This is a genomic window from Chitinophaga oryzae (assembly GCF_012516375.2).
Taxonomy (GTDB): domain Bacteria; phylum Bacteroidota; class Bacteroidia; order Chitinophagales; family Chitinophagaceae; genus Chitinophaga; species Chitinophaga oryzae.
This window is the reverse complement of sequence record NZ_CP051204.2, coordinates 2,147,647-2,173,686: the sequence shown is the minus strand read 5'-3', so window position 1 is coordinate 2,173,686 and position 26,040 is coordinate 2,147,647. Positions and strand designations below refer to the sequence as shown.

At 51.3% G+C, this 26,040-nt stretch carries 22 protein-coding genes; 5 read left to right on the top strand and 17 right to left on the bottom strand.

Going from position 1 to position 26,040, the window contains the following annotated elements; genetic code table 11:
* Window positions 1-25 precede the first annotated feature (25 nt).
* On the top strand, window positions 26-1,219 hold the full coding sequence (locus HF324_RS09060) for a copper amine oxidase (protein WP_168859615.1): 1,194 nt from the start codon (window positions 26-28) through the stop codon (window positions 1,217-1,219).
* A 49-nt stretch (window positions 1,220-1,268) separates the two neighbouring features.
* Here the strand turns inward: HF324_RS09060 and HF324_RS09055 are convergent, their stop codons facing one another.
* From HF324_RS09055 to HF324_RS09020, 8 genes are all read right to left on the bottom strand, one after another.
* Window positions 1,269-1,814 (bottom strand): gluconate 2-dehydrogenase subunit 3 family protein, encoded by a 546-nt coding sequence (locus tag HF324_RS09055; protein WP_168802114.1) that lies wholly within the window; start codon window positions 1,812-1,814, stop codon window positions 1,269-1,271.
* A complete protein-coding gene (locus HF324_RS09050) occupies window positions 1,815-3,515 on the bottom strand; it encodes a GMC oxidoreductase (protein WP_168802113.1) in 1,701 nt (566 codons plus the stop codon).
* A gap of 30 nt (window positions 3,516-3,545) precedes the next feature.
* The gene (locus HF324_RS09045; RefSeq protein ID WP_168802112.1) at window positions 3,546-4,385 is read right to left on the bottom strand and encodes an ROK family protein; all 840 of its coding nucleotides are present in this window, start codon (window positions 4,383-4,385) and stop codon (window positions 3,546-3,548) included.
* Entirely contained in the window at window positions 4,366-5,121 is a 756-nt protein-coding gene (locus tag HF324_RS09040; RefSeq protein ID WP_168859614.1) for a glucosamine-6-phosphate deaminase, read from the bottom strand. Before HF324_RS09040 ends, HF324_RS09045 begins: the two co-directional genes overlap by 20 nt.
* Window positions 5,122-5,144: 23 nt before the next feature.
* Window positions 5,145-6,227, bottom strand: a complete 1,083-nt coding sequence (locus HF324_RS09035) for a Gfo/Idh/MocA family protein (RefSeq protein WP_168859613.1) — start codon at window positions 6,225-6,227, stop codon at window positions 5,145-5,147.
* A 99-nt stretch (window positions 6,228-6,326) separates the two neighbouring features.
* Window positions 6,327-7,142, bottom strand: coding sequence for a glycoside hydrolase family 16 protein (locus tag HF324_RS09030; RefSeq protein WP_168859612.1), 816 nt, complete (start codon window positions 7,140-7,142; stop codon window positions 6,327-6,329).
* Between the two features lie 39 nt (window positions 7,143-7,181).
* Window positions 7,182-8,717 (bottom strand): RagB/SusD family nutrient uptake outer membrane protein, encoded by a 1,536-nt coding sequence (locus tag HF324_RS09025; RefSeq protein WP_168802108.1) that lies wholly within the window; start codon window positions 8,715-8,717, stop codon window positions 7,182-7,184.
* 32 nt (window positions 8,718-8,749) lie between these two features.
* Window positions 8,750-11,827 (bottom strand): SusC/RagA family TonB-linked outer membrane protein, encoded by a 3,078-nt coding sequence (locus HF324_RS09020; RefSeq protein ID WP_168859611.1) that lies wholly within the window; start codon window positions 11,825-11,827, stop codon window positions 8,750-8,752.
* Window positions 11,828-12,011: 184 nt separating this feature from the next.
* Here HF324_RS09020 and HF324_RS09015 point away from each other — a divergent pair, with 184 nt between their 5' ends.
* Both HF324_RS09015 and HF324_RS09010 read left to right on the top strand, forming a co-directional pair.
* The gene (locus tag HF324_RS09015) at window positions 12,012-14,885 is read left to right on the top strand and encodes a ligand-binding sensor domain-containing protein (RefSeq protein WP_168859610.1); all 2,874 of its coding nucleotides are present in this window, start codon (window positions 12,012-12,014) and stop codon (window positions 14,883-14,885) included.
* A 257-nt stretch (window positions 14,886-15,142) separates the two neighbouring features.
* Entirely contained in the window at window positions 15,143-15,460 is a 318-nt protein-coding gene (locus HF324_RS09010) for a putative quinol monooxygenase (RefSeq protein ID WP_168802105.1), read from the top strand.
* Here HF324_RS09010 and HF324_RS09005 read toward each other — a convergent pair.
* The 5 genes from HF324_RS09005 to HF324_RS08985 all read right to left on the bottom strand — a co-directional run bounded on the left by HF324_RS09005 (window position 15,415) and on the right by HF324_RS08985 (window position 20,818).
* Complete coding sequence (locus HF324_RS09005; protein ID WP_168859609.1) at window positions 15,415-16,266, bottom strand: helix-turn-helix domain-containing protein; 852 nt, start codon at window positions 16,264-16,266, stop codon at window positions 15,415-15,417. The genes HF324_RS09010 and HF324_RS09005 overlap by 46 nt on opposite strands.
* Window positions 16,267-16,381: 115 nt before the next feature.
* Entirely contained in the window at window positions 16,382-17,761 is a 1,380-nt protein-coding gene (locus HF324_RS09000; protein WP_168859608.1) for a SpoIID/LytB domain-containing protein, read from the bottom strand.
* Between the two features lie 195 nt (window positions 17,762-17,956).
* Window positions 17,957-19,180, bottom strand: a complete 1,224-nt coding sequence (locus tag HF324_RS08995) for a thioredoxin family protein (RefSeq protein ID WP_168802102.1) — start codon at window positions 19,178-19,180, stop codon at window positions 17,957-17,959.
* A 75-nt stretch (window positions 19,181-19,255) separates the two neighbouring features.
* The gene (locus tag HF324_RS08990; protein WP_168859607.1) at window positions 19,256-19,882 is read right to left on the bottom strand and encodes a GrpB family protein; all 627 of its coding nucleotides are present in this window, start codon (window positions 19,880-19,882) and stop codon (window positions 19,256-19,258) included.
* 69 nt (window positions 19,883-19,951) lie between these two features.
* The gene (locus HF324_RS08985; protein WP_168802100.1) at window positions 19,952-20,818 is read right to left on the bottom strand and encodes a helix-turn-helix domain-containing protein; all 867 of its coding nucleotides are present in this window, start codon (window positions 20,816-20,818) and stop codon (window positions 19,952-19,954) included.
* Window positions 20,819-20,913: 95 nt separating this feature from the next.
* Between HF324_RS08985 and HF324_RS08980 the strand changes: the two genes are divergently transcribed.
* Together HF324_RS08980 and HF324_RS08975 are read left to right on the top strand one after the other, a co-directional pair.
* The gene (locus tag HF324_RS08980; protein ID WP_168859606.1) at window positions 20,914-21,741 is read left to right on the top strand and encodes an alpha/beta fold hydrolase; all 828 of its coding nucleotides are present in this window, start codon (window positions 20,914-20,916) and stop codon (window positions 21,739-21,741) included.
* A 28-nt stretch (window positions 21,742-21,769) separates the two neighbouring features.
* On the top strand, window positions 21,770-22,264 hold the full coding sequence (locus HF324_RS08975) for a YdeI/OmpD-associated family protein (RefSeq protein WP_168802098.1): 495 nt from the start codon (window positions 21,770-21,772) through the stop codon (window positions 22,262-22,264).
* Window positions 22,265-22,273: 9 nt separating this feature from the next.
* Here the strand turns inward: HF324_RS08975 and HF324_RS08970 are convergent, their stop codons facing one another.
* The 4 genes from HF324_RS08970 to HF324_RS08955 form a co-directional block, all read right to left on the bottom strand.
* Window positions 22,274-22,846, bottom strand: a complete 573-nt coding sequence (locus HF324_RS08970) for a DUF4142 domain-containing protein (protein WP_168802097.1) — start codon at window positions 22,844-22,846, stop codon at window positions 22,274-22,276.
* A 66-nt stretch (window positions 22,847-22,912) separates the two neighbouring features.
* A complete protein-coding gene (locus HF324_RS08965) occupies window positions 22,913-23,623 on the bottom strand; it encodes a LytR/AlgR family response regulator transcription factor (RefSeq protein WP_168859605.1) in 711 nt (236 codons plus the stop codon).
* Window positions 23,620-24,666, bottom strand: coding sequence for a sensor histidine kinase (locus HF324_RS08960; protein WP_168859604.1), 1,047 nt, complete (start codon window positions 24,664-24,666; stop codon window positions 23,620-23,622). Before HF324_RS08960 ends, HF324_RS08965 begins: the two co-directional genes overlap by 4 nt.
* Complete coding sequence (locus HF324_RS08955; RefSeq protein WP_168802094.1) at window positions 24,663-25,877, bottom strand: acyltransferase family protein; 1,215 nt, start codon at window positions 25,875-25,877, stop codon at window positions 24,663-24,665. The genes HF324_RS08960 and HF324_RS08955 overlap by 4 nt, the downstream gene beginning before the upstream one ends.
* Window positions 25,878-26,040 lie beyond the last annotated feature (163 nt).

Sequence of the window (26,040 nt, the reverse complement as noted above, 5' to 3'; positions counted from 1 at the left end):
TTAAAAATAATATTAATTATATATCATGAATATATTCCCTGCCCACAGAAAGACTTTATTAGTCAGCTATGCTCTGCTAACGGGCTTCCTGTCGCACGCACAGCAGCCGACGACCACCCTGAACGATGTGATCACGCATACGCCACAGGGGCATACCATGCAGGTGCCCGGCCTCCTCAGCGGACAGATACCCTCGCTCTCCTATCAGAAAATCATCCTGCCCGGTCCACAGTACCTGATTTCAGACGACCCGGAATATATTCGTGTGCCCGAAGGCGTTGCCCTGAGAGAACCGGTGCAACCAGGATCGGTAAGACTATACCTCTATAATGTGAACGGCGTGCAGCAGCCGGAAAAAATGGACCGTAAAATAGCGGCGGTGATCAAAAACACGGGAAATCAGTCCATGCATATCCGTATGCTGAAATACTCCTCCCAAAAACCGACCACCAACTATTTTTTTGCCGGCAAACAGGGGCTGGCCGACTTCTTCAGCTCACAACCGGAAACAGTGGCCCGTGAAGTGAAGCCCGGCGCCTCCGTCTGCCTGGACCCCAAACAGGACAAAGCCGTAGTGAAATATGATGAGCTGGTACATGGGTTCTATGAATTTGTCATCGATCAACCCGGTGAAATCAGCATTGTGCAAACCGACCTGAAAACGCCCGCTACTGCAGCAGCAGCCCGCATAAAAGCTCCGCTCGACTCCAAACAATATGCAGGCGCGGGCCGTGGCACCTATGGCGTGAGCAATTATCGCATTATTGTGGACGATACCCTCGACACTCAAAACGGTATGACACAGCTGCTGGTAGCCGATGGAAAAAAAGATCCCTGGGTGATCGGAAAAGAAGCCTCTACCGGCGAACTGAAAAGCCTGGCCGGCAACTACGGCGTTATCTATAACATTGAAGTGTCGTGGAAAAGTACAGATGGGAAAGCGCTCGCGCTGATAACATGGAACCCGCATGGCGACAACAGCCAATGGTGTGGCGGCATGGCCAACACCATGATCGTCAGCGGCGGTAAATTCAAAGAAGGCATTATCCAGTTGCCCGGCAATCAACTGGTCACCACCAAAGCACCGGAAGCCATCCTCGTGCAGATATTTACGCCCGCTGCCGGAGGCGGCGTACAGAAAGCACACTTCACCTACTCCCCGCCGGGAGCATCCTGTTTACCTACACCGCTGGTATTGGTACCGGTAGACCTGAAATAAACCCGGTACTTCATCAGGAAAGCCGGCGGAGTTTCCGCCGGCTTTCGCATTATCCCCAGGCCGTCTCCCCGTTATAATCCACGCATCCGTGATAAGTGCCGGGCACCGGGAGATGCCGCAATACCTGCGTAGCACCGGCTTCCGAGGTAAAGAATCCCAGCAGCGTCAATTGCTTCATGAGCGTAAAGTAATGCACCGGCGCATCTTTCCGCGCTTTCTGCCGGCGTGCTTCTTCCTGGATATCTGTCAGCAGGGACAGTTTTTGCGCTGTAGTCAGCTGAACAAAGGCGCGCCTGAATTTTTTCTTTGCCGTGTTATTTATCTGCGTAATTCCCTGTTGCAGCGTTTGCTGCTGTGCGATGTCATAACAATCGGACGCATATAATACCATGAATTTCCCCACTTCCGCATCCTTTGCGCCCGGCGTGTCGGTACGGGGTATAATGGTTTCCGCCACCTCGTCGAAGAACGCAATATCCTCCTGACTAAACAGCGCTTTGTTTTGTTCCCTGCATCCGGAGAGAAAAAGGTCACCGCCCACAAAGGCAGCTCCTGTCAGCACGGCGATTGTTTTTATCAGTTCCCTGCGGTCCATTTACAACGCTCCTTTTTTTAGTTGCTCCACGGCATAGTTAGCCGCGCGGGCGGTTAATGACATATAAAGAATGGAAGGGCTCTGATTGCCGGTACTGGTCATACAGGCGCCATCGGTAACGAATACGTTCTTACAGTGGTGCAACTGGTTCCATTCGTTGAGTAATGAAGTGGCCGGGTCTTTGCCCATGCGCACGCCTCCCATTTCGTGGATGTCCAGCCCGGGCGGCTGACGATTGTCGTTCACGACGATGTTCTTCGCGCCCGCCGCCGCCATCATGGCCGTTCCCTGTTCTATAAAATCCTTTACCATCCTGTCGTCGTTATCATCATAATCCACGGAGGTGATCAGCAACGGAATGCCCCATTCGTCTTTTTTATCTTTGCTCAGTCTTACATGGTTGCTCGCCTTAGGAATGGTTTCGCCCTGCATATACATGTAAGCGCCCCATTTACCGGGTTTGCTGATAGCCTCCTTGAAAGCGGCGCCCAGCACGGCCGGTACGTTTTCGTCATTCAGCTTCTCCCGGTAGCCGGCGCTGAAAATAACGTAGCCGCCCACAAAATCCGTATCCTGCTGATAGACGTTCCTGAAATTGGGGATAATACATTCCGAAGGTTTCGACACCTTATAGTATTTATCCTCAAAGCCGTCGAATTCACCGCTGACAGACGCCCGGTAGTTATGAAAACAGATATACTTACCCAATAAGCCATTATCGTTGCCCAGTCCGTTCGGAAAACGTTCAGACACAGAGTTGAGCAATATGAGATTGGTGTTTAAAGCAGATGCGTTGAGGAAAATGATTTTCGCGTGATAGATGATCTCTTCTTTTGTTTGCGCATCGATCACCTTTACGCCGGCAGCCTTGCCGGACTGTTCATCGTAGATGACAGAATGTACCACCGAAAAGGGCCGGATGGTCAGGTTGCCGGTTTTCTCCGCCCACGGCAGCGTAGACGCGTTGGAGCTGAAATAGCCACCCAGCGGACAACCACGCATACAGAGGTTCCGGCTCAGGCACTGGCGGTGCTGTTCCTTATGAATTTCCTGCGGCTGCGTCACCTGCGCCCATCTGCCGGACACATAGTGGCGGTTGAACTTTTCTGCTACCACCTCTTTCAGATGCTGTTCCACGCAGTTCAGTTCGAATGCCGGCTGGAACTCGCCGTCCGGCATGGTGTCTATGCCGTCTTTGTTACCGCACACTCCGATGAATTTCTCCACATGGCTGTACCATGGCGCGATGTCATCGTAGCCGACAGGCCATTCGATACCATAACCATAACGGTGCGGCGCGGTGAAATCCATCGCACTCCAACGGGCACACGCCCGTCCCCATATGAGTGACTTTCCGCCTACCTGGTATCCCCGTATCCATTCGAAAGGTTTCTCCTGTATGTAGGGATGATCTGCGTCTTTTACGAAAAAGTGGGCGGTGCTGGCATCATAACCGGCGGCCCTGCTGATATAAGGGTTGGCATCCAGCACAGATTTCGGCAGCGCGCCGCGGTACTTAAAATCCCATACCGGCGTGCTGGCGGTAGGATAGTCCCTGATGTGTTCTACATTCCTGCCCCGTTCCAACACCAGCGTTTTCAGTCCTTTTTCGCACAGTTCCTTTGCTGCCCATCCGCCACTGATACCACTGCCTACGACAATAGCATCAAAGTGCGTAACGGCATCCTTGTTTTCGGCCATACACAAAAGTTTATTTCATTGTTATCAATCTTATCGTTGCTGAAGATGCAGCGCTGCCGCACCTAAAATATTACTGTTGATCAAAGAAGACGCTTCGATTTTCAGGGAAGAAACCGAATGCTGAAACCCAAAATCACGGACCGTTTCCCACATACCGGCAGCATAAAAAGGAAAAGCTGCTTTAACGGCGCCGCCAATGACAATGCATTCCGTGTCCAATGCATAAAGAATCATTTTGATCGCTTCTCCCAGGTGGCGCCCGAAATCTTCATATATGTCCAATGCCTCCTTATCTCCTTCCAGCGCCCGCCGGTACACCACTTCTCCCGCCGTTTTATATACCTGTCCGAAAAAACGGCCGCTGACATAATACTCTATGTTTTTATCGAGGTAGCGGACCATCCCAAACTCGCCGGCTCCGCCATGGCGGCCGGTAAACAGCCGACCTTCGGCTACTATCCCCGTTCCGAGGCCGGTCCCTATCGTCAGTCCGACCATCGATTGAAACGAACGCCCCGCACCGTAGTGAAACTCTCCCCATGCAAAACAGTTGGCATCGTTCTCTATCTTCACCGGCAGCCGGTACCGCTGTTCCAATATGGCCCGGACATCTGTATCATTGAGGGCGGGGATATTCACTACGCCCTGTACCTTCCGGGTGAGCGGGTCTACCAGGCCCGGCACGCCGATGCCGATGGCCGTCACTTCCGGATGCAGGAGCTGATCGATAACGCCGAAAATCTGCTCAAGGACTTCCGTGCTGGTGCCACGCATCTTCAGTGGCTGTGACACTACCGGCTGCAGTACGCCGTCCTGCACCACACCGGCCCGTAGATTAGTGCCGCCGAGATCAATGCCTATTATCTGCATATGCATCTCTGTTGGTCAGGCCGGAAGCGGCATCTTCATCCAGAAAGATCGTCACGGCCGGATGGCGCTGCAGCAGGCTGGCCGGCAGGTCATTGGTAGCGGGACCCTCCAGCAGTTTTCTGACGATCCCCGCTTTGTGTTTACCGCTTACCATCAAAATAATATGCCTGCTTTCGAGCAAGGTGCCCATGCCCAGGGTAATCCCTTTTTCCAGTTCAAGGTGCTGCTGAAAGTACTTCTGGCCTACCTGTTTGGTCACCGGATGCAGCGCTGCTACCTGTGCCCTGCCATCCGCCGCGCAACCGGGTTCGTTCATGGCGATATGCCCGTTCATACCCAGGCCCAGGATAGCCACATCGATACCGCCCCGCGCCTTGATGAACCGCTCCGCCGCCTCGCATTCCTGCGGGAGGTCGGCAGAACGGCCATCAAAAAAACAGATATTTTCTTCGCTTACCTGCAAAGGCTGAAATAGTGCTTTGTCAATGGAATACCGGCAGCTCCCCTGGTCTGTTCCGTTGAGTCCCACCCATTCGTCCAGTCCCACATAACGCCAGCGGGCAATATTGCCGGGCTGTTGCCGGTATCTTTCCGCCAGCACCTGGTATAAACCGGCCGGCGTATCGCCGGAGGCGGGACAAAGCAAGGGTTCATCACAGGCAGCCATCAGCTGTATCACCTGTTCGGCCACTTTTTCAGAAAGCGCCTCATAGGTGCTATAAATCTCTACTTTCAAGGTTTCCACTTTTTAATGATGACTTATGGGTTCAACCATAAATCGATTGGTTTTTCCACCTTCGGGGCAAACGGGAGCATGATTTTTTTACCCTGCCCGGCGGATGCATAAGCGGCATAAATAATTTCCAGCACGGCGCGGCCGTCTTTGCCCGTCACCAGCGGTTCACGGTCATGTATCACGCAATCGATAAAGTGTTTCAGTTCCTGCGGATACCCCTGGTTGAAAGCTTCTTCGAATATGCAGAAGCTCCAGCCCACTGTGGTGTCGGTCTTCTCCATGGCATAACCATAACCGTTGCGGCTATACGCCAGTACGGAGTTACCGATGAACAGATCCGCATAGGCCACGCCGCCGGTACCGTAAATCTCGCTGCGGTCGTCCATACCGCCGTGTTTGGCCCATGAGTTTTCCACCACGCCGGTGACACCGCCCTCAAATTCGATGATGATGATAGAATTGTCTTCCCCTTTTGTTCTTTCCTTGTGAAACACGGTACTCATCGACGCTGTCACACTCAGGGCTTTCCTGTTTTTCAGCATCCACCTGAACCATTCGATGCCATGGCAGCCCATATCCATCAGCACGCCGCCGCCGGACTGGTTGACGTCGTAAAACCAGTCGGAATGCGGGCCGGAATGTTTCTCTGACTGCTTTAACATGTAGATGTCGCCTACGCCGCCTTCTTCCACCAGTGCCCGGGCCCGCTCGTACTTCGGCGCAAAACAAAGTTCCTCTGCATACATCAGTTTCACGTTGGCTTTTTCACAGGCAGCAATCATCTCGTCCGCTTCTTCCAGCGTCACCGCCAGCGGCTTTTCGATGATAATGTGTTTACCGGCAGCAGCGGCTTTTAAGGTCGCCTCTTTGTGCAGGAAGTTAGGGAGACAGATGTCCACCACATCAAAATCAACATTTTTGATCAGCTCATCAATAGAAGAAAAGGACCGGGCGATATGATGTCTCGCAGCAAAAGCCTGTGCTTTTTCCGCGTTACGCGCATACACTGCCACAATTTCCGCTTCCGGCACAAACCGGCTGTAACTTTCCATGTGGATATCTGCAATAAATCCGGCGCCCAGGAGGGCTACTTTTACCTGTCTCATGTTATTGGATGTTTATTAAAGAATGTTAGTAATATATACAATTACATAGTTTTCTCCACTATGTAATTGTATATATGCCACTACTGCATGGCGGCGCCGCTATTCCACGTAATCGTACATCCGTACATAGTCCACCTGCATGGCTGCCGGGAACACCGTTTCGTCCACGCCTTCCTTCCCGCCCCAGTTACCTCCTACGGCCACGTTGAGCAACAGGTAAAACGGCTGGTCAAACGGCCATCCCTCATGTCCTTTGTGCTCATTGGCCACCTGGTAATACACCTTCCTGTCCAACAGGAAGGTGATATGATCAGGCGTCCATTCAACGGCATACACATGAAACTTATCATATGGGCGCTTAATAAAAACGCCTTTTGTTTTCTGGGTACCGATAATATGGTTGTAGGTCTTGCTGTGCAGGCTACCGAAGATGCTGTCCTTCATATATCCCACATGTTCCATCACATCGATCTCGCCGCTTTCGGGCCAGCCGCCATACTTATTGTCTGTGGACAGCATCCAGATGGCGGGCCAGAGTCCCCTGCCGCCGGGCAGTTTCGCTCTCACTTCCAGTTTTCCGTACCGCCAGTCGCCTTTGTTTCTGGTGATCATCCGGGCCGACGTGTATTGACGGTCTCCGCTGCCGTTGTTTCTCGCCGTAATGTACAGCTTACCGTTTTCCACTTGGGCATTGCTGGTATCTGCTGCGGTATAAAACTGCAGCTCGTTGTTGCCCCAGCCGGAACGGCCGGTCTGGTATCCCCACTTAGTGCTGTCCGGCAGCCCGCTGCCATTAAATTCATCGCTCCAGGCCAGTTGCCATTTCTTGTGGCGTTTGATGGATTGGGCCTGTACGCTGGCCATATAGCAGCAGCCGGCCGCTATCAGCAAAAGACAATAAATACTTTTTTTCATCTACCTGAAATATCGTTTATGGATTCGGGTTACTACGCACTATTTAAGTTTTGGGTTGACGTCTTCCTGAGCCTGGGGGATAGGAATGTATTCGCTCTGCCCCTTTACAAAACCCGGCAGTACGGTGGCTGCCTGATCGGTCCTCACCAGGTCGTTGAAGCGCTCGCCCCACCATTCGCAGATCAGTTCCGCATGGCGCTCGTCCAGCACCTGCTGCAGCGTAACATTGGCGATAGACGCCAGCTTCACCCTGTTTCTGACCAGGTTGACAGGCGCGTCCCCGTTCTGTCCTTTACGGATTTTTGCTTCCGCATTCATGAGCAGCACTTCTGCGTAGCGCATGATACGCACGTTGTTGTTCGCGCCATAGTAATCGATCCTGCCGGGTGTCATCTGCGAACGGGGAGTATAGGCTTTCCCGTTAAAATACTTCTTCCTGGACGCATTGCCGGAAATGGTGTCTCCGTCAGGCGTTACGGAATAGGTTCCGGGGGCGCCGTTCACCCCGCAGTACCGGATGGTGGTTTTCAGCCGGATGCTGTCGTTACGTGAGGTCAGGAAATCGACCGCTTTCTGGGTAGGCACCATCCATCCCGGGCCGGTGATCACAGGGCTGTACGTATTTTCAGGGCCCTGGAAGAAAAAGAAGTTGCCCCATTCTTCGCCGGGACCGCCGGAGATAACGATGTCGCCGGTAGACTTTCCGAAATCGGAATACTGCAATTCAAGGATGGATTCGTCGCATAATTTACCGGGCATTTTAAAGAGCTGGTAGTAATCGCTGAACAGCGAGAATTTACCGCTGTTGACGATCTGGTTGGTACAATCCAGCACTACGTCCCAATAGGTGCTGCCGTTGTTGTTACCTGCCAGGTCCATGGCAGCTTTCGCCTTTAACATCAGGGCCGTGTATTTTGTCACCGCGCCGATACGGCTGGCGGCATTGGGCCGGGCATCTTCCAGGTTGGCAATACAGAAGTCCATTTCAGAGATGACATGTTTTTTTACATCTTCCACGCTGCTTTTGCTGGCCTCGCCGAAGCTGGCGGGGTCATTGCTTTCTATGCCCAGGATAGGTACCGCACCGTAGGTCCTGCAAAGCCAGAAGTGCGCCAGCGCCCTATAGAAGCGGACTTCCGCCTGGTACCTGGCCAGCAGCTTCATTTTTTCCGCGTCGTTGGCGGGAATATTTTTACCGAATTTGTCCAGTTCGGCCAGCGCGCTGTTCGATGCCAGCACTACGGCGTACATGCTGATCCACATATCGTTGATGCCCCAGTAACTTTTTACGGTCACATCACTTTTGAAGTTATGGATAGACACCTGCCCGGCGTCGTCGTTGCCCGGCGCCACATCGTCGCTGTGCGAAGACCGGATGGCGACGCTGATCCATTTTGCAAAAGTGCCGCTGGCCGCTGTTCTGTACACCCCCGACACCGGCTGGTACATCAGTGATAAATCAGCATAATTGATACTGGAAGATTGTGCCTGATTTTCCTGCGGGCGGTCTAAAAATTTGGAGCAGCCCGTAGCTACCAGTATGATCAGGAAAGAGATGGATATATAACTTCTCATGATTTCATTTTTTGTTGACAGGAAACATTTCCTTAAAAAGTAGCGGTAACGCCTAAGCTGTAAGTGGATGAAACCGGGTACACATTGGCATCGTAGCCGGAAACAGAAGCGCCGTTGCCGGTATAGGTGCCTACTTCCGGTGTAAAGCCGTTGTACCGGGTAAACATAAACGGCCTGTCGGCAGTAGCGAATACCCGCATACCGATGGGGGATTGTTTACCTACCTTAAAGTTATAACCCAGCTGTATATTCTGTACCCGCAGATAAGCACCGCTCTCTACAAAGAAAGAGTTGCTTACTTTAAACCATCCCTGTCCCAGTGCATAGGCAGAAGGGTAGGCATTCGTGGAGCCGGGACCGGTCCAGAGGTTGCTGGCAAATTTTTCATCGATATTTAAAGAGGTGGATGCTTTGTACAGCCGGCCCCTGTTCAGGTTGAATATTTTATTGCCGGACACGCCCTGGAAAGCCACGCTGAAATCAAATTGTTTATAGTTCAGCGCAATGTTAAAGCCGTAGGTAAATTTAGGGAGATAGCTGCCCATATTGATACGGTCTTTATCATCGAGGACACCGTCGCCGTTCTGGTCTTTATATTTCGGGAAGCCGGGCACAATCGGCGATGAGGCGCCCTGGTTGTAGTGTTTCGCTATCGGGTCGCCATCGATCTCCTGTTGTGTCTGGTAAACACCGGTGAACTCATAGCCGTAGAAATAATTAATAGGCTCGCCTACCAGGATCCGGTTGGGGAATTCCGCGGTCCATTCAGGGAAGCCGCCGGTAGAACTGGGCAATGTACCTAAACTGGTGACCTTATTTTTCAACGTGGACACATTGCCGCCGATCTGGTATCCTACCTGGCCGATTTTATCGCTCCAGTTCAGGGCGATGTCCCATCCGCTGTTCACCATATCGGCCCAGTTGCCGTAAACGGTGCGGTAAGTGAAGGAGAACGGCCGATAGAAAGCGGCCTTGGTGGTTTTCCTGTTGTAGTAGTCGACAGAGCCTTTTAATTTGCCTTTAAACATTTCGAAATCGATACCGGCATCCCACTCTGTCACCACTTCCCAGGTAACATCTGTAAAAAACCGGTCTACAGTGTACCCCGGCACATACAGCCCGTTAGCACCGGCAGTGCTGCCAAAAACGGCGGAATTGCTGTTACCGGTCTTCACGATGGCATAACCGGCGTTGCTGTTCACCCCGTCATTGCCCAGCTGTCCCCAGCTACCCCTGAGTTTTAAGAAATCAAATATTTTCTGGTTTTTCATAAAGGCTTCCCTGCTCAGTACCCATCCAAGACCTACAGAAGGGAAATAGCCCCATTTTGTCTGATATTTGGAGCTGCCATCAGCGCGGAAGGTGGCCGTGAGGAGGTATTTATTATCGAAGTCGTAGGTAGCACGGGTGAAATAGGAAAGACCTGCGTTGCGGGTACCGTTCTCTCCGTAGTAAGCGGCACTGGACGTATACTGGCCGGTATACCACGATTCTTCCACGTTGGGAACATCATCGGCTTCGGTCCGTGTCTGGCGCCAGCGTTCTTCCCTTGTGGACTGCCCCAGCAGTATGCTCCAGTGATGCGCGCCTTTGCCGTCTTTATAGGTGAGAAGGTTATCGAGTATATAATTGGTAGTGCGCTCCTGGATGGAGGTCAGGTGAGATACGGTAGAACCGGCGCCGGGGCCCAGGTTCATCTCCGGCCGGTATTTTGTGCCCAGCAGGGAACCATATACCTGGCTCAACTGTGACCGGAAGGTGATTTTATTTTCCCAGAAGCCTGCTTCCGCATATAAAGTAGGTAATATCTGAAATGCCCTCGACCGGTCGTAATTATAATAGGCGGAGGCCATCGGGTTTTTGTCGTCAGACCTGCCTATTACCGACGCAGCGGTAAACTTCACCGGGAAAGCGTTGACGTTGGTGCTGTCATACACCGGGAACAACGGCGAGGCGGTGTAAGCATCCAGGAAAGCAGCGTTATTGGGATTGAAAGTAACGGAGTTGTTAAAGATGGCGGAGAAGCCTACTTTCAGCCAGGGGAAAGCCCGGGCTTCGAGCTGCAGCCGTCCGTTGTACCTTTTGAAATTGTTCAGGGCATTTAAAATACCGTTCTGGTAGGTGTAATTCAGCCCCATTGAGTATGTGATCTTGTCGCTGCCACCCTGCACATCTATGCCGTGGTTGGTCAGCATGGCGCTTTTCCTTAATATAACATCGTACCAGTCCGTGCTGGTGGTAGGATTCAGACCACTGCCGCCATATTTTTGGGAAGATAACAATACGGTACCGCTGTCGGCCACCGATCCTCTCTGCAGCGAAAAGGAGGTGTACTGTTGCCCGTTGGCCATTTTCAATACATTTGTCGGCTTCTGTACGCCCACATACCCGGTGTAGGTGACGCGGGTCTTCATATTCGTTTTCCCTTTTTTGGTGGTGATCAGCACCACGCCGTTCGCGGCACGTACGCCATAGATGGCGGCGCCCGACGCATCCTTCAGGATGGACATATCGGCAATATCGTTAGGGTTCAGAAAGCTGATGTCATTAACAAACATTCCATCCACCACGTATAGCGGATTTTCATTATTAAACGATCCTACCCCTCTGATACGGACATTCGGGGAGCTGCCGGGGGCGCCGCTGGTCACCACCTGTACGCCGGGAACACTTCCCTGCAGCGCTTCCATGGGCGTGGCCGTGGTCCGCTTCAACATATTTTCTGTGTTAACCGTAGTGATCGGGGCAGTGAGGTCGGCTTTTTTCTGCGTACCATAACCGACTACTATCACCTCATCCAGTTTGGTCCTGGAAGACTCCAACTGAACGTTAACGACGGCGCCGGTAATGGCGACCACCTGCCTGTTAAACCCTATTGCCGACACAACAATAGAGTCTGCGCCCGGAGGCACGGACAAGGTAAATCCCCCTGCTTCATTCGTGGAGGTACCGATTACCGTTCCTTTTACACCAACAGAGGCGCCAATGACCGCTGCATTTTTGTCATCCGTCACGGTGCCTTTTACAATTTTGTTTTGGGCATCGGTGGTTAAATGAACGATAACAGACAGCACAAGGAGGAGAAAAATTCTGGAGAACTTTTTTTTCATACGTAAAATTTAGTTTTTGGCTTCATTCCTTAAATGTGGATCGTGGAAAAACAAAAGTAGAGCACCCTGTCAGAAAACAGGAAGAAAACACTACTTCATTACTACGTCTTATCCCGTAATTGTCTATTTTTATGGACGAACGTACTACTACAATACTACTACATCCGCGTGTGGGGACTCATATATGAATAAGATTCTGCTTAACATCCTGTTGTTTCCGGTGCTGTTGTCAACTGTCGGTCACGCTGTTTATGCACAAAACGGGACCGGCATTCCTGCCGTTATCAACTACACCAAATTTGATTATCACAGCGGCAGCCAGAACTGGGACATCGGTCAGGACAAGCAGAAAGTCATGTATTTTGCCAATAATGAGGGTTTGTTACGTTTCGATGGCAGTCACTGGAAATTGTATCCGCTGCCTAATAATACGGTGATATGGTGCCTCGCCATCAGCGACGACGGGAAAATATACGTGGGCGGCCAGGATGAAATAGGGTATTTCTCTTCCGGACAGAATGGCATTTTGACCTACACCTCCATCAAAGACAAAATTCCACCGCCGCATCAACGGTTTGCAGACGTGTGGCATATCGCCGTCCTGGGCAAGCGGATCTTCTTCCAGGCCCACGACAGGATCTTTGAGTATAACGGTCAGTCCGTCCATGTGCACCAGCCTAACTCTCAATGGACTTTTATGGCGCGTGCCGGTGACCGGATCTATGCCGCCGACCGTGCCACTGGCATGCTTCAACTGAATGATACCCGGTGGGAGCCTGTGAATGATGGTAAAAAGCTGGCAGGTGTGCTTATCGCCGGCATGTTCCAAATGAGAAAAGATAGTATTTTCATCGTCACCAGGACAAATGGAACATTTTTATTACAAAATGGCACCATCTCCCTCCAACACAACAATCCACAACACGATCTCTATATCAACTCCGCCACTAAAATAAATGACGATGAATTTGTCATGGCCACCGCTGCTGGCGGTTGCCTTGTGGCCAATATCAGGCACAACGGGCTACAACGTTTCTCTGATGAACAGGGCCTGCAAAATAATAATACGCTGAGCGTTTTTATGGACGCCGACAAAAACCTGTGGACAGGCCTTAACAGCGGTATCAGTTATATCAATTATAATTCAGCCATCCGGTACCTGCAGATTGGCAAAGCCAATAACCTGTCCGCGTATTCCACACGTATTTTCCACAACAGGCTGTATGTGGGCACTTCCAACGGGTTATACAGCGCCGCACTGGCTGATAATAATAACCTTCATGTCACGAAAAACGACTTTGCGCGTGTCGCCAACACAGAAAACCGTGAAGCATGGAACCTTCGTGAAGTCAACGGACGCCTGGTGCTCGGCAATGACATCGGTATTTATGACGTGCAGGGTAACGATGCGCAGCTGATTTCCGGCGGCGAAGGTTGCTGGTATTTCCTGCCCTTGTCATCCGTGTTTCCGGTACAGGACGTCGTGGTAGGCACTTACAACGGCCTCAAAAGGCTCCGCTATGAAAACAGCCGCTTCCAGGACGCCGGTAAAATAGCGGGCGTTCCCGACTCTTACCGCTTTCTGGCCCTCGACAACAACGGGGATATCTGGGCCTCCCATCCCTACCGGGGTATTTATCGTTTCACCTTATCGGAGGACAAAAAAAAATACACCGCCCGCCTTTACACTACGAATGACGGCCTGCCATCGGCGTTAAACAACTTTGTTTTCAAAATAAAAAACCAGGTCCTTTTTGCGACCACCAACGGACTTTACGAGTTTAGCGCCCAAAGCAACCGGTTCGTTCCTTCCGGCTTCCTGTCTGCCGTTTTCGGGAAGATGAAAATGCGGTACCTCACTGAAGACGATGAAGGGAACGTATGGTTCTGCAACGAAAAAGGAACAGGCGTAGTGCATTTTTCGCCGGCAGATGGCGTCAGCGCGCCCACCGTCACCTACTTTCCTGAACTGGCTGGCCAGCTCCTTTCAAGGTTTGAGAACATCTACCCCTATAACCGGGAAAATATCTTTATCGGCTCAGAAAACGGGTTGATACATCTTGATTATAAAAAATATACCGCAGTCAAGCCCCGTGTGACCGTCCTCCTGGGAATGGTCAAAACCGCCGGCAAGGCAGACAGCACTATCTTTGGCGGCTATCATGGTCCGCTTACCGGTAATATACCATCCTTGTCCGCCGCCTACAACGCTTTTCATTTCGAATACAGCGCACCGGCGTATGAATCCCACAAACACATGGAGTACAGCTACCAGCTGGAAGGATACGACCGCGAATGGTCTTCCTGGGACCGTAAAACGGAAAAGGACTATACCAACCTCTCCAACGGTACCTATACCTTCAAAGTAAAAGCCCGCGACCAGCAACAGCAGGAGTCAGCAGTGGTGTCTTACACCTTTGTCATAAGAGCCCCATGGTATAAGACCGTCTGGGCCATCCTTGGCTACCTGGCCCTTTTTGCCGGCCTGGTATACCTGATACAAAAACGCCAGAAGCATAAACTGCTCGTGCAACGGCGAAAATTTGAGGAAGAGCAGAAAAGGCTCAATTACATCCATCACCTCGAGCTGGAGAAGAACGAAAAAGAAATCATCAAGCTTCAAAATGAAAAGTTAGCTCAGGAGGTACTGTTGCAGAAAAAAGAACTGGCCAATACCAGCATGCACCTGATGGAAAAAGCGGACACGCTCACGAAGATCAAAGAAAAAGTATCACGGCTCAACAGCGAAGAAGATATTAAAAGCATTACAGACCTGATCAGGGATACCGAAAAAATCAATGCCAACTGGGACGTGTTTGCCGCGCATTTCGATGAGCTGAACGATGGTTTTCTCAATAAGCTTAAAAAACAATATCCGCAGCTGACGAAAACGGATTTAAAAATGTGCACCTATATCAAACTGAATCTAACGACCAAAGAAGTGTCACAGCTGCTTAATATCACCGTGCGGGGCGTGGAAGTGAGCCGGTACCGGATCAGGAAGAAGATCGGGTTGCCGACGGAGCAATCGCTGAGCCAGTTCCTGAACCAGATATAACCAGGTGCAGGTTAATCCCTCCTTTTGCATAACAGAGTCCAGCGCATCGTTGGCAGAATTATACAATTTTCCCGATGCGATGAAAACTAGCTTTGCGGGACCATCAAATCACTCCATTAATTATGAATCGCACGAAAACACTTTTATGGCAGTTTACCTGTATGACATTAGCTATCCCTGGCTTCAGCCACCCGCCGGCACACCGCTTTGATGATAACCGCATCAAAAAAATATCATCTGTCCAATCATCCCAAACAATGAATGTCGAAAAATTCGTCATCGCCAAACTATACATCCGACCGGAAGCCACCACCGAATTTCGCAGCGCACTGGATACCCTGGCTGCTCTGACAAGAAAAGAGCCTGGCTGCATCGCTTACACCTGGTATCCCGAGCCGGGAGAAGCGGGTGCTTTCACACTGATAGAACACTACAGGGACCAGGCAGGGCTTAAATATCATTTTGCACAGCCTTACCTGGTTGATTTTGTTAAAAAGATGGAAGGGTGGAAAACAAAGGACCTGAAGGTTTATTTTCTTTCTGCCAGTCCTGATGCGCTGCAAGAAGATAAGTAAAAGTGATGATCGCAGCCTGTGGGCGACAGGATAGCGCGCGGCTTATCACCGAAGTACTTCCTGCATGCCCTGATAAAATGTGACTGGTCATAGTACCCGAAATCAAATGCTACCGGCAGATAGTTATGGATGCCGCGGAACAGGAGGTATTTCAACGTATTGTTCAGCCGCGCTGCCTGTTGAAACGCCTTGGGCGTAACACCCACATGTTGTATAAAAAGCCGCTCAAACTGACGGTAGCTGCTGCCCAGAGCGGCGCTGAAAGCAATCATGTCGGGGAGCTCACGATGATGATACAATCGCCGGACGGCTTCGTCTGTTAATACGTGCGGACGATGGTATTTACGCAATAATCCCGACAGGAATACGCTGATCAGCTCCAGTTGCTGCGCGGTACCTTTACTGCGCTGTAAGCCTTCTGTCAACCTTTGACCTTCGTCGCCATAAAGGAGATGGACATCGGGGAAACATTCAATAATTCCGGTTACAGGCAGCGGGCAGAAATGCCTGATAGCACCGGCTTTAAAACGGACGGCCACAAAGCGGTGGGTGTTATTGATCATCGCCCTGTAATGCTGATGACGGACACAGTAGATGGCCTGCGGGGGTGGTGTTAAAAGCATGTTGCCATTCGAAACGATCGTCATGGGTGCTTTAAGCTGAAAGATCATTTCCGCCCCGGTGCCCATGGCCATGGTTGGCTGTGCATAAGCAGCAGCAGTGCCTTCGCAGGTCCAGAAGCGGTCTATGTAAGGACGTAACGGAAATGGTGGCAGATAAGAGGTTTTTATTAACAGCGCATCCATATCCCAAAGATATAGCTGTTTGCACACATATGGCAGGAAACGCCCCCTGCATGGCGCGGAGGGCGTTTCCTGCTCTTTTACTTTCGGTGGTGTTCCGTATCAGAACCGGATAACGCTACTGAATAACAACGCCTCCCGGGTTGTAATAATGATTCAGTATCCACCGGTAGTCTTTATCGCTGGCCCAGAAGCTGGAGCCCCACTGGCACATGCCCCTTCCGTGGCCGTTGGTGGCCCGTCCGGCACATCGTGCGTCCGAGATACAGGGCCATGAGCTGCCGGTGCCGCTATAGCCATTGCCGCAACCTGCGTTGTTATTTTCGGCAGAATACTCCGAGCGGAAAACAGCCCCGTTTTGGGAGAGGTAAATACCGGCAGTGGCATTCGCCGCGTTGATGGTAGAGGAAGCGGTTTCGCTGCCCCACGCCTGCGAGCAGGGCGTACTGGAAATATCATAATTGGAACGTATCGGATGCAATACATGCCATGCACCATAAGAACGGTAGGCGACAGCGCCGGCCTGCAGGGAAGCGGCCCTCCAGCTGGAAATCCATTCGTTGTCAAGTCCCGAAGCGGTATAGGATTCAAGGCTCATCACCTGCACGGTGCTACAGGTAAGGCAGGAACAATTGCGCCCTACACGGATACTGGACGGTAACGCCAATGCGGTTGCTTTTCCATAAGCAGCGGTATTGTTTTCCGCTGCCACGGCAGCGGCCTCACGTTGCTGCATTTCGTCAGCAGTCCTGTCCAACAATCCCTGACGCAGGTATTCCACTTCCTCAGTGCCCGTTCTGCCGTTTTGCTGCGCCGACGGTGAAGCTGTTGTGCGAAGCGCTATTTTAAACGTATAAGCGTCCGGCAGGAGGTAAAAATTTTTCAGCACATGTGTTATGTACCCCGGTTTAACAGCGCTGATGTCCATCTGCGCTGGCTTCGCCAAAGGATCTGCGGGGAGCTGGCCAACGGGAAAACTGGCGGTAAAATATCCTCTGCTGTCAGTCCGGGCGGTATAGGCGCCCAGTTGAACCTCCACGCCGGCGAGCGGCGTATGTTCATCCGCATCGCTGATATATCCGCTGATCGTGACCGCGGAAGCATCGCCTTTTTTCCCGGCAACGGCCACTGCAGGGTTGACCTGTGGGTCCAGATGAACTTCCGCGCGGACCAGTGAGTCTTCGCCGCCGGAAAAATAAGTCTCCAGCGGCCGGTATCCCTCCCCGTTTATCACGAAGGAGAATTTTCCATTGGCGGCAGGAAAAGAAGCGACACCGTTTTTTCCGGCTGTCAGCCGGCTTTCTTTTCCATCAGGAGAGGTGACGGTAATGGTGGCGCCAGGAACGGCGAAACCGGTAATGCCGTCTGTAACGGTGAATTCAAAACGCGTGGCCGGTGTGGCGGCAGGACCGGCCGGATGATCAGCGGTGTCCCGCTTTTCACAGGAGCTGATAACGGCGCACCCGGCAAGGGTGATCATCAGGAATTGTTTTCTCATGTATGTGGATTTTGGGTTGAAGGTTTTTCAGGATATCGGTTTGGGTTTAAGTATCGTGGAATCTGTGGAATATTCGTGTTGCGTTATACTGAAGCTACAACCTGTTACTGCAACAGCATTTCCGGACGGGTATAACCAACAAAAAACCGCGCCTGTAACAGGCACGGCTTTATAATTACATATTAAATGCTCAGGCTAGTTCCAGTATTTCTCGCCTTTTTTCATTTTCTCCAGGGTAGCCTCATAGTTCTTTTTCTCGTCTCCTTCTGCCTTGTTCATGGCTTTCTCTTCCCATACCAGCGCCTCAGCCTTTTTACCGGCTTTGTACAGCAGGTTAGCATACGTGTCCATGAAAGCGGGATACTCGTTGTCTTTGAAAGAACGTTTGCTCCACTCCAGCGCCTCCTCTATGCATTTCTGATCGTTGCATTTTTCGAAGATGGTCCATGCATACTCATTCAGTGCCTGCGGATCTGCTTTATGACCGTATTTTTTCATATAGGCAACGATGTTAGCCACCGCGTTATCGGCGTCTTTCATGTAGCTGAAATATTGAATCTTGGTTTTCAGCATCAGCTCTTCCGCGATAGCAGGGTACTTGGCTTTCACAGTTTTTTCGATGGAAGCCCAGTCCGGCGCACTCTCCTGAGGCCGCAATTTAGAATATACCTCTTCTCTGGCGGCGATCTCCATTACTTTCGCTTCTGCTTTGCCGGCGCCCAGTACTTTATTCACTTTGTCGGCATGATGCAGGAACATATCAAAGCCGGGATCTTTTGAGCTCTGGGTGAATTTCGCTACAAAGTTGATGTTGACAGGTGTATAAAGGTCTTTCTGTTGACTGATGTATTCTTTGGCTACAGCTTCAGCGTTTGCCTGATCGTATTTGTCCAGGGCGAGCAGGGCCAGCTTACGCAGGAAAGCAGTGTCTTTCTGACCGTTTTTATATTTCGCCAGCTGCGGATAATATTGTTTGGCAGGATCGAGGGAAGCGGCGCATCTTTCGATGAACATGTCCGCATCGGCGCCGCCTACCTGCCGGTCAACGATCTGGCCGTCAGGCGCGAAAACCAGGAAAGTAGGATATGCGCGGATAGTATAATCCTTGTCAATCTGCTCTGCGTCAGCATACCATTTTTTAACGTCTTCCCCATCCTTGGGCGTCTTGTCCATCTGCACCTTTACGTTGAGATATTTCTCATTCATGAAGTCTCCCACTTTTTCCTGCGGGAAAATGTTGGCGGACATGTATTTGCAGGGGCCGCACCAGGTAGTGTAGCAGTCTACAAAAATGTACTTGTTTTCTGCTTTGGCCTTGGCTTTGATCTCTGCCCAGGAGCCATGCTCGAAATGCATGCCTTTGTCCTGTGCTACAGCCATCAGCGGTAGGAAAGCGGCTAACAACAGTAATTTTTTCATAATGTGTTGGTTTAAGTTATGCTCCAATTTAAGGGAATTTCATATATGGCAGAGGGTTATATCGCCCATTCTTATCTAGCTCACCAGTCCCAGCGCCCGGTACATCCGGTCATAAATAGCTTTTACCACGGCGTTCTTTTTGGCGTTGTAATCACCGGCGTTATCCACGCCTCTGGCTGCTTCATACTTGATGGCAGCATAACGCTCCCTGTCTTCGGGATGCTGGCGGAGCCAGTTGCGGAACAGGATATGCCGTACCGCCTCGGGGCATTCAGGACCGAAAATATGCAGGTTCACCCGCGGTTGCTCCAGCCGGAACATACGATGCTGGTACCATGAAGGCTCCCGCACCTCCAGCCGGTAGCCAAGCGCTTCCAGGGCGGGGACATAAGCAGCTTCGTCAACCGGATCTGCTACTATCACATCCATGTCTATCACCGGTTTGGCGGGCAACTGCTCCACTGCCGTTGAACCGACATGCTCTATGTGCAGAGCCGCAGCACCGAGCGCCTGCTGCACCCTGGCTTTCAGCTGCTCAAACCATACGGGCCACTGCGGGTTATAATCTTCAATGTGAATCTGTTCCCGTACAGGAACGCCTCTTACCCAGGGCACTTCATCCGGGTCTGATTCCGCCTGATGAATGATATCATCTACAGAAAGGGAGGCTGGAATATAATACAGGTTACGGTCAACAGACATCTTCTTAATTTTTACATAAAAAACAAAATAACTGTCCCGCTGAACGGGACTAAAATACATCAGCCATGATCAGGCCACAACTCCTTTCACCGCTGGTTTACGGAAAACGGTAGGGCTCACGCCATGTTGTTTTCTGAATACCCTGTTGAGATGACTTTCATCGGTAAACCCAAACTCGTCGGCGATCTGCCCGATCGTCAGCGCACTGTTGAGCAACCGCTGTTCTACCAGTTTCATCCTGTATTGGCTGATATATTGCTGCAGCCCCACGCCGGTAAACTTCTTGAAGTATTCGCTGACGTAGTTGGCTGACAAGTGGAAACTGGCGGCCAGAAACTCCATCTTTAGCCGGTCCGGCTCACCGATATGCGTGTGGATATGCACCAGCATTTTATTGATCAGCGGCTCTTCCCCATCACGGGCGCTTTCCCGGGTGCTGTCGGCCACATTGCGGGCCAGTATGTTGAGCAACAGGGAGATAAAATGTTGCATATTCTCCTGGTAGTGGTCTTTCTGCTGATGATGCTCTTCTATCATACTGTGGACCAGCTGCCCGATAATACGATGATCTGCCGGATCAGTGATCTGTATACACTGAAAGCGGTTATGCTGAAAGAAAATATGCTCCAGCTGCTTCAGCCACCGGAGCGCGCGCTCCTGGTCCTGTGCCTGTTTATATTGGGAGATAAATATTTCTGAGAAGCGGATGGAACAGAAACGGGTAGGTGTTTCGCTGAGAAATCCCCTGCAGTCCAACGGTGTAAAAAGAAAAGTATCTCCCTTGGCGTAAGACAGTTTATTCAGGTTTACCTCCCTTGAGCCGCTGCCTTCCAGTATATGCACAATCTCAAAAAAGTGATATACCAGCGGGCGTTTCTCCCACTGCTCTTCTGCTGACACCTGTAAATCAAACGGCCGGTAAAGTAATTTTTCCATACCTGTAAATATACTGAATAAACCCGGGGATATACCTCCGTCACCAGTTCCGGCCGTCCTAATTTTGACTTGTCAATAACACAAAACATACAACGATGAACAATACACTTAGCACAGCAGCCGGCGTCATTTCAGGCCAACAACAATATTTCACCACCGGCGACGGTGTACGCATTGCCTACCAGCTGGACGGCAACGCCGGCAACCCGGTACTGGTATTTTCCAATTCCATTGCCACCAACTATCACATGTGGGACGCGCAGATAGCGGCCTTCAGTCCCTATTTCCGCATACTGCGTTTCGACACCAGGGGCAACGGCGCTTCCGGCGCTCCGGCCGGCGATTACTCCCTCAGCCGTATGTCCCTCGACGTTATAGCGCTGCTGGACCACCTCGGCATTGAACGGGTGCATTTCCTCGGGCTTTCCCTCGGCGGCTTCATTGCTCAGTACATCGCCACGCATGCGCCGGAGCGGATAAACAAACTCATACTGGCGCATACTGCCGCCCATCTCGGTCCGGAGGAAGGTTTTAACAATAACATCCGCTCCCTGCGCCAGCATCCAGATATGGCCGCATTTGAAAACATGTTTATCCGCAACTGGTTCCCCGCCGCCATGATCGACGCTGAAGATCCCCGCATTGCACCGTTCCGGAAAGTAATCCTGGCCATGTCTCCCACCGGGCTGGCAGGCTCCTTTGCGGCTGTACGCGATGGCGACCTGCGCAAAACAGCGCCGCTGATACCGCACCAAACGCTGGTTATCGGTGGCGACGATGATACCGTAACTTTACCGGAGCACAGCGCATTCCTCGCTGTAGCTATCCCCGATGCCCGGCTGGTCATGCTGCCGGCAGTACACCTGTCCAATGTGGAGCTGAAGGAAACATTTAACCAGACAGTGCTGGAGTTCCTGCAGTAGCGAAATTTAGCTATCTTGCCGGCCTGATATGGAAACACCACTGGTCGACCAGGACCTCTTACTCGAACGTTTCGACGGCAAAGGCGGATGGACTTTCATCCGCCTGCCGGATTTGCCCCAGGGCGACAAAGGCTATTTTGGCATGCGCAAGGTACGTGGCTTCATTGATCAATACGAACTGCCGCCCTGCAACCTCATGCCCCTCAAAAAAGGCGTGATGATGCTGCCGGTAAAAGCCGCTATCCGTAAACAGATTAAAAAGGAAGCCGGTGAAAAGGTCAGGTTAGTACTATATCCCGCGGGTCAGCAAACAAAGGAAATCATCCCCAATGATTTCCTGGAATGCCTTCACGACGAACCGGCCGCGCTGCGTAACTTTCAGGCGATGCCGGCTGCTGAACAGGAAAAATGCCTGCAGTGGCTGATGGAAGTCAGTGTGCCCGATGCCCGGATCCAACGGATGGCAGATGCCATCAATCACCTGGCCGAAGGCAGAAGTTACCTGGGTACAAAAATGAAATAAGTTTTTCGTTTAATCGTGGGAGATATCCCTGTTGTTCATCTGTTTACGCATATCTTCCAGGATTTGAACCGCCTCGTCATAACGTGCGCTGGCCACCGGTAACGTTCTTTTGACATAAGAACTGATGGCGGTATCTTTCGAATCAGTATATCGTTGCAATCGCTGGACCGTACGCTTCTGTTCCTGTACCATCCGCTTGATATAAGCCCGGTCCATATTATCACGGTCACGCATAGACGCTATTTCATCCTGGTCATTCCGGCTTAGTTCTGGCGCCAGCGTAGTTCCTTCCTGGCGGGCTATCTCCTGCAGCTGCAAAGTGGACGCGGTGCGTTCTTTAACGATCTCAGCCCCGAAAGTTTTCACCCTTGCGCTTTTAGCTTTCTGTGAAGCCAGCTCTCCCAGCCTGATCTCTTTCAGATCAGACGCCGCCATGTGCCCCACAAAAGTCCGTTCATCCACCGGCTCCACCGTTTCCGGCGCAGCGGCGGTACTGTCCTGTCTTTCTTCCTGTGCCGGTTTCGACTGTTGTCCGCAAGCCATCAGCACAATAGCCAACACAGGGATACAAAGCTTTTTCATAATCATTCTTTTAGGAAAAAGCCTCAATTGCGGTGCCAGTTGTAACAAGGTCTGTCATCCGGCGGCCTATTTCCGCAGCAGCCGGTTGTTGACAATCTTCTCCAGCACCTCTTCTTTCTGGTATTTACTGATAGGTACCTGAAAAGCGCCCACATGCAGGATGTTCCCTTCAATAGCGCCAATATGTTGCATATTGACCACATAGGATTTATGCGGCTGAATAAACTGCTGGGCCGGCAGCATCTCTATCACGGACTTCAGCCTGGCATGCGTGAGTATTTTCCGGTCCGTCGTATATACGGCCACGTAGTTTTCCAATGCTTCTGCAAAAAGAATATCCTGGTATAATACCTTCTCCAGCTTTTTGTCCGACTTTATAAAGAAATAGGGAGACTGCTGCGTGCGCTGCGCTGCAAAGTAATCGTACGCTTTGTTGGCCGCCTTCAGAAAACGCTCAAAAGAGATCGGCTTCAGCAGGTAGTCCAGTACGTCCAGTTCAAAACCCTGCATGGCATAGCGCTCATAGGCGGTAGTGAAAATCACCTTCGGCGGCTGCGGATAATTTTTCAAAAATTCAATACCGGAGATATAAGGCATTTCAATATCCAGGAACAACAGGTCTGCCGGCTGTTGTTTTAACACGGCGTTCAGCTGCACCGCATCTTCACAAACAGCCACCACCTCCAGAAAGCCGGTCCGTGCTGCATATCCCATGATACCTTTGGCAGCAAGCGGCTCATCGTCGGTGATCACGCAACGTATGGTTACAGGGTTCATGCTTGTAATGTAAGTTTTAATTCAGCTACAAATTGATGTTCTTTTACGCCCGCAGAAAAATAATGCCTGTCCGGATACAACAGTTCCAGGCGCCGCTGCAGGTTCTCCAGCCCGATACCTTTTTCCCGCACTACCGGCAAACCGTCTATCTCCGGCGCCACAACAGGGATGGAATTCTGTACCAGGAAACTAATCTCCTTACCTTGCTTGCGCAGTTCCAGCTGCAACAGGTAGTCGCCGCCGATGTATTTAAAAGCATTTTCCACCAGCGGAAGGAACAGTAACGGATACACTTTTTCGTCCTGCAACTGTTCGTCAAACTGCAACTGCAGCCGTAACCGGGGAGAAGAACGTATCTTCTGCAGATCGATAAACCGCTGCATGTATTGTATCTCCTGGTGAATACCCACCATCTCCTGCTGGTCGTACAACTGGTACCGCAGCAGGTCTGCAAACTGCTCCACCGTTTTTTTGGCGGCCACCACATCATCGTCCATCTGAAAATAAATGGTGTTCAGCGCATTGAACAGGAAATGCGGATGGTATTGCGCCCGCAGGAATTTTAGTTCTGTTTCCAGTTTATCGTTGGTGATCTTTTCCAGCTGCAACCGGTTCTGCACATAGGCCTGAAAATAAAGATGGCTCCTTCTTACGCCATAATAAATCAACGCATAAAACAGGGGAATGAGATTCACATCTACCAGGTCATACCATTGCAGCCCGTCGTCTGTCAATGCCACCATGGGGGTCAGGAAAGTATTTTGCACCAGCAGGTTGATCAGAAAAACGCCCAGCACTTCCTGTCCGATCCGTTTGGAAGAAAAATCGTGCTGCCACCGCCGGTCATAGTAGGCAAACAGGCGGTTATACGCCCAGATGAACACATAGCCCATGATCGCACTGAACGTCATCTCTATGCCGTTCAGCATCCAGGAGCGCCGCCAGAACAGCATCCCCGACACGGAGTCTGCCAGCAGGCGGATGGTAAAATACGCCAGCAGTCCATATAGCGGAGGGAATATATATTTCGTAAAGAACCTCATGTCAGCGGTACTGTGTGTGGTTGTAAGGCAGGACTATCCGGCGTTCCTGTCGCTGTTCCTGTTTTAGCCTCCCGGCGGGTGGCCGGCTTCATGCCGAACAGAAAGCGCATCGGCGCGTAAGGCCGGATAAACAAATGGAAGATACTCATACTTATCATGAAAGTCATCACAACGGTAAAAATATATTTCAGCCCGATATCCTCCTGCAGGGTGGACAGGTAGTAGGTCAATATGACGATCACCGTCTGGTGCAGGATATAAAACGGATACACCGCCTCGTTGGCATAAGCCAGCATCCGGCTTTTGCGGTTAAGGTACCTTTTGCCGTACCCTACAGCGGTAAACACCCACATCCAGGCGCTGACCACCGCCAGCGCGGTATAACACCAGCCCGCCCACCCCGGCCAGCCGTGTGCCGGCTCCAGCCCGTTCCACCGGAAATAGTTGATCGTGATGATGCTCACGAACGCCAGGGCAAAAGAGCTGCGCCGGTTGCGCTCCAGGCTGTCCATCAGCTGCGGATGGGCGATACAGACAAAACCGGCCACCAGGTATAGCATCCAGTAAGGGAAATAAGCATAATCGTGGACCAGGTCGTTGGTGGCACCGAACATACGGGACAGAAAAGCGTGCGAGATCACGCTGGGCGCCATCAACAGGTAGATCCATTTGCCGGAGGCCAGCCCGTTGAGCTTTTGCAGCCATTTTTTCCCTGCAGGAGATGACCACCAGACAAACAATGGAGCACACAGGATATCATACACCAGCAGGTAACAGATAAACCAGAGATGATGCCAGCTCATATTGCCCTTGGGATAAGCGCCGGTACGAAACATTCCGGCATAAAACTGCCAGAAATTACCTTTATAGCCCTGTGTCACCCGCTCGAGGTACACCTGTGGCGGCACAATCACCAGTATGCCCAGCAGCAGCGGCACAAACAAGCGCCGGAACCGGAGGCCCAGGAAACCGCTCCCGCTACGGCTCTGCAGCATGTAATAGCTCACGGTGCCGGAGATAAAAAACAACAGCGGCATCCGGAACCGGTGCAGAAAATCATTCATTTCCAGTAATACGTGGCTGGTAGCATTGTTTTTAATATGCCATTCCCAGTAAGCCACATAGGGCATGGCGGAATGGAAAATCAGCACGCCGGCGATGGCTATGATCCGCAGCCAGTCCAGATAAGTTTGTCGGGAAGAGGTTTGCATGAATATCAATTTTACACAAACCTAGCCGCTGTCAGGGCCGTGGTAAAAGATATTTGACGTATGGACAGTTTTGGGGGGTCAACAGACAGTGTGGCTCAAAAATCTTTATCAACCAGGCCATGTCTCCTCCGGCACATCTCTTTATCTACTACGTATAGGGGTT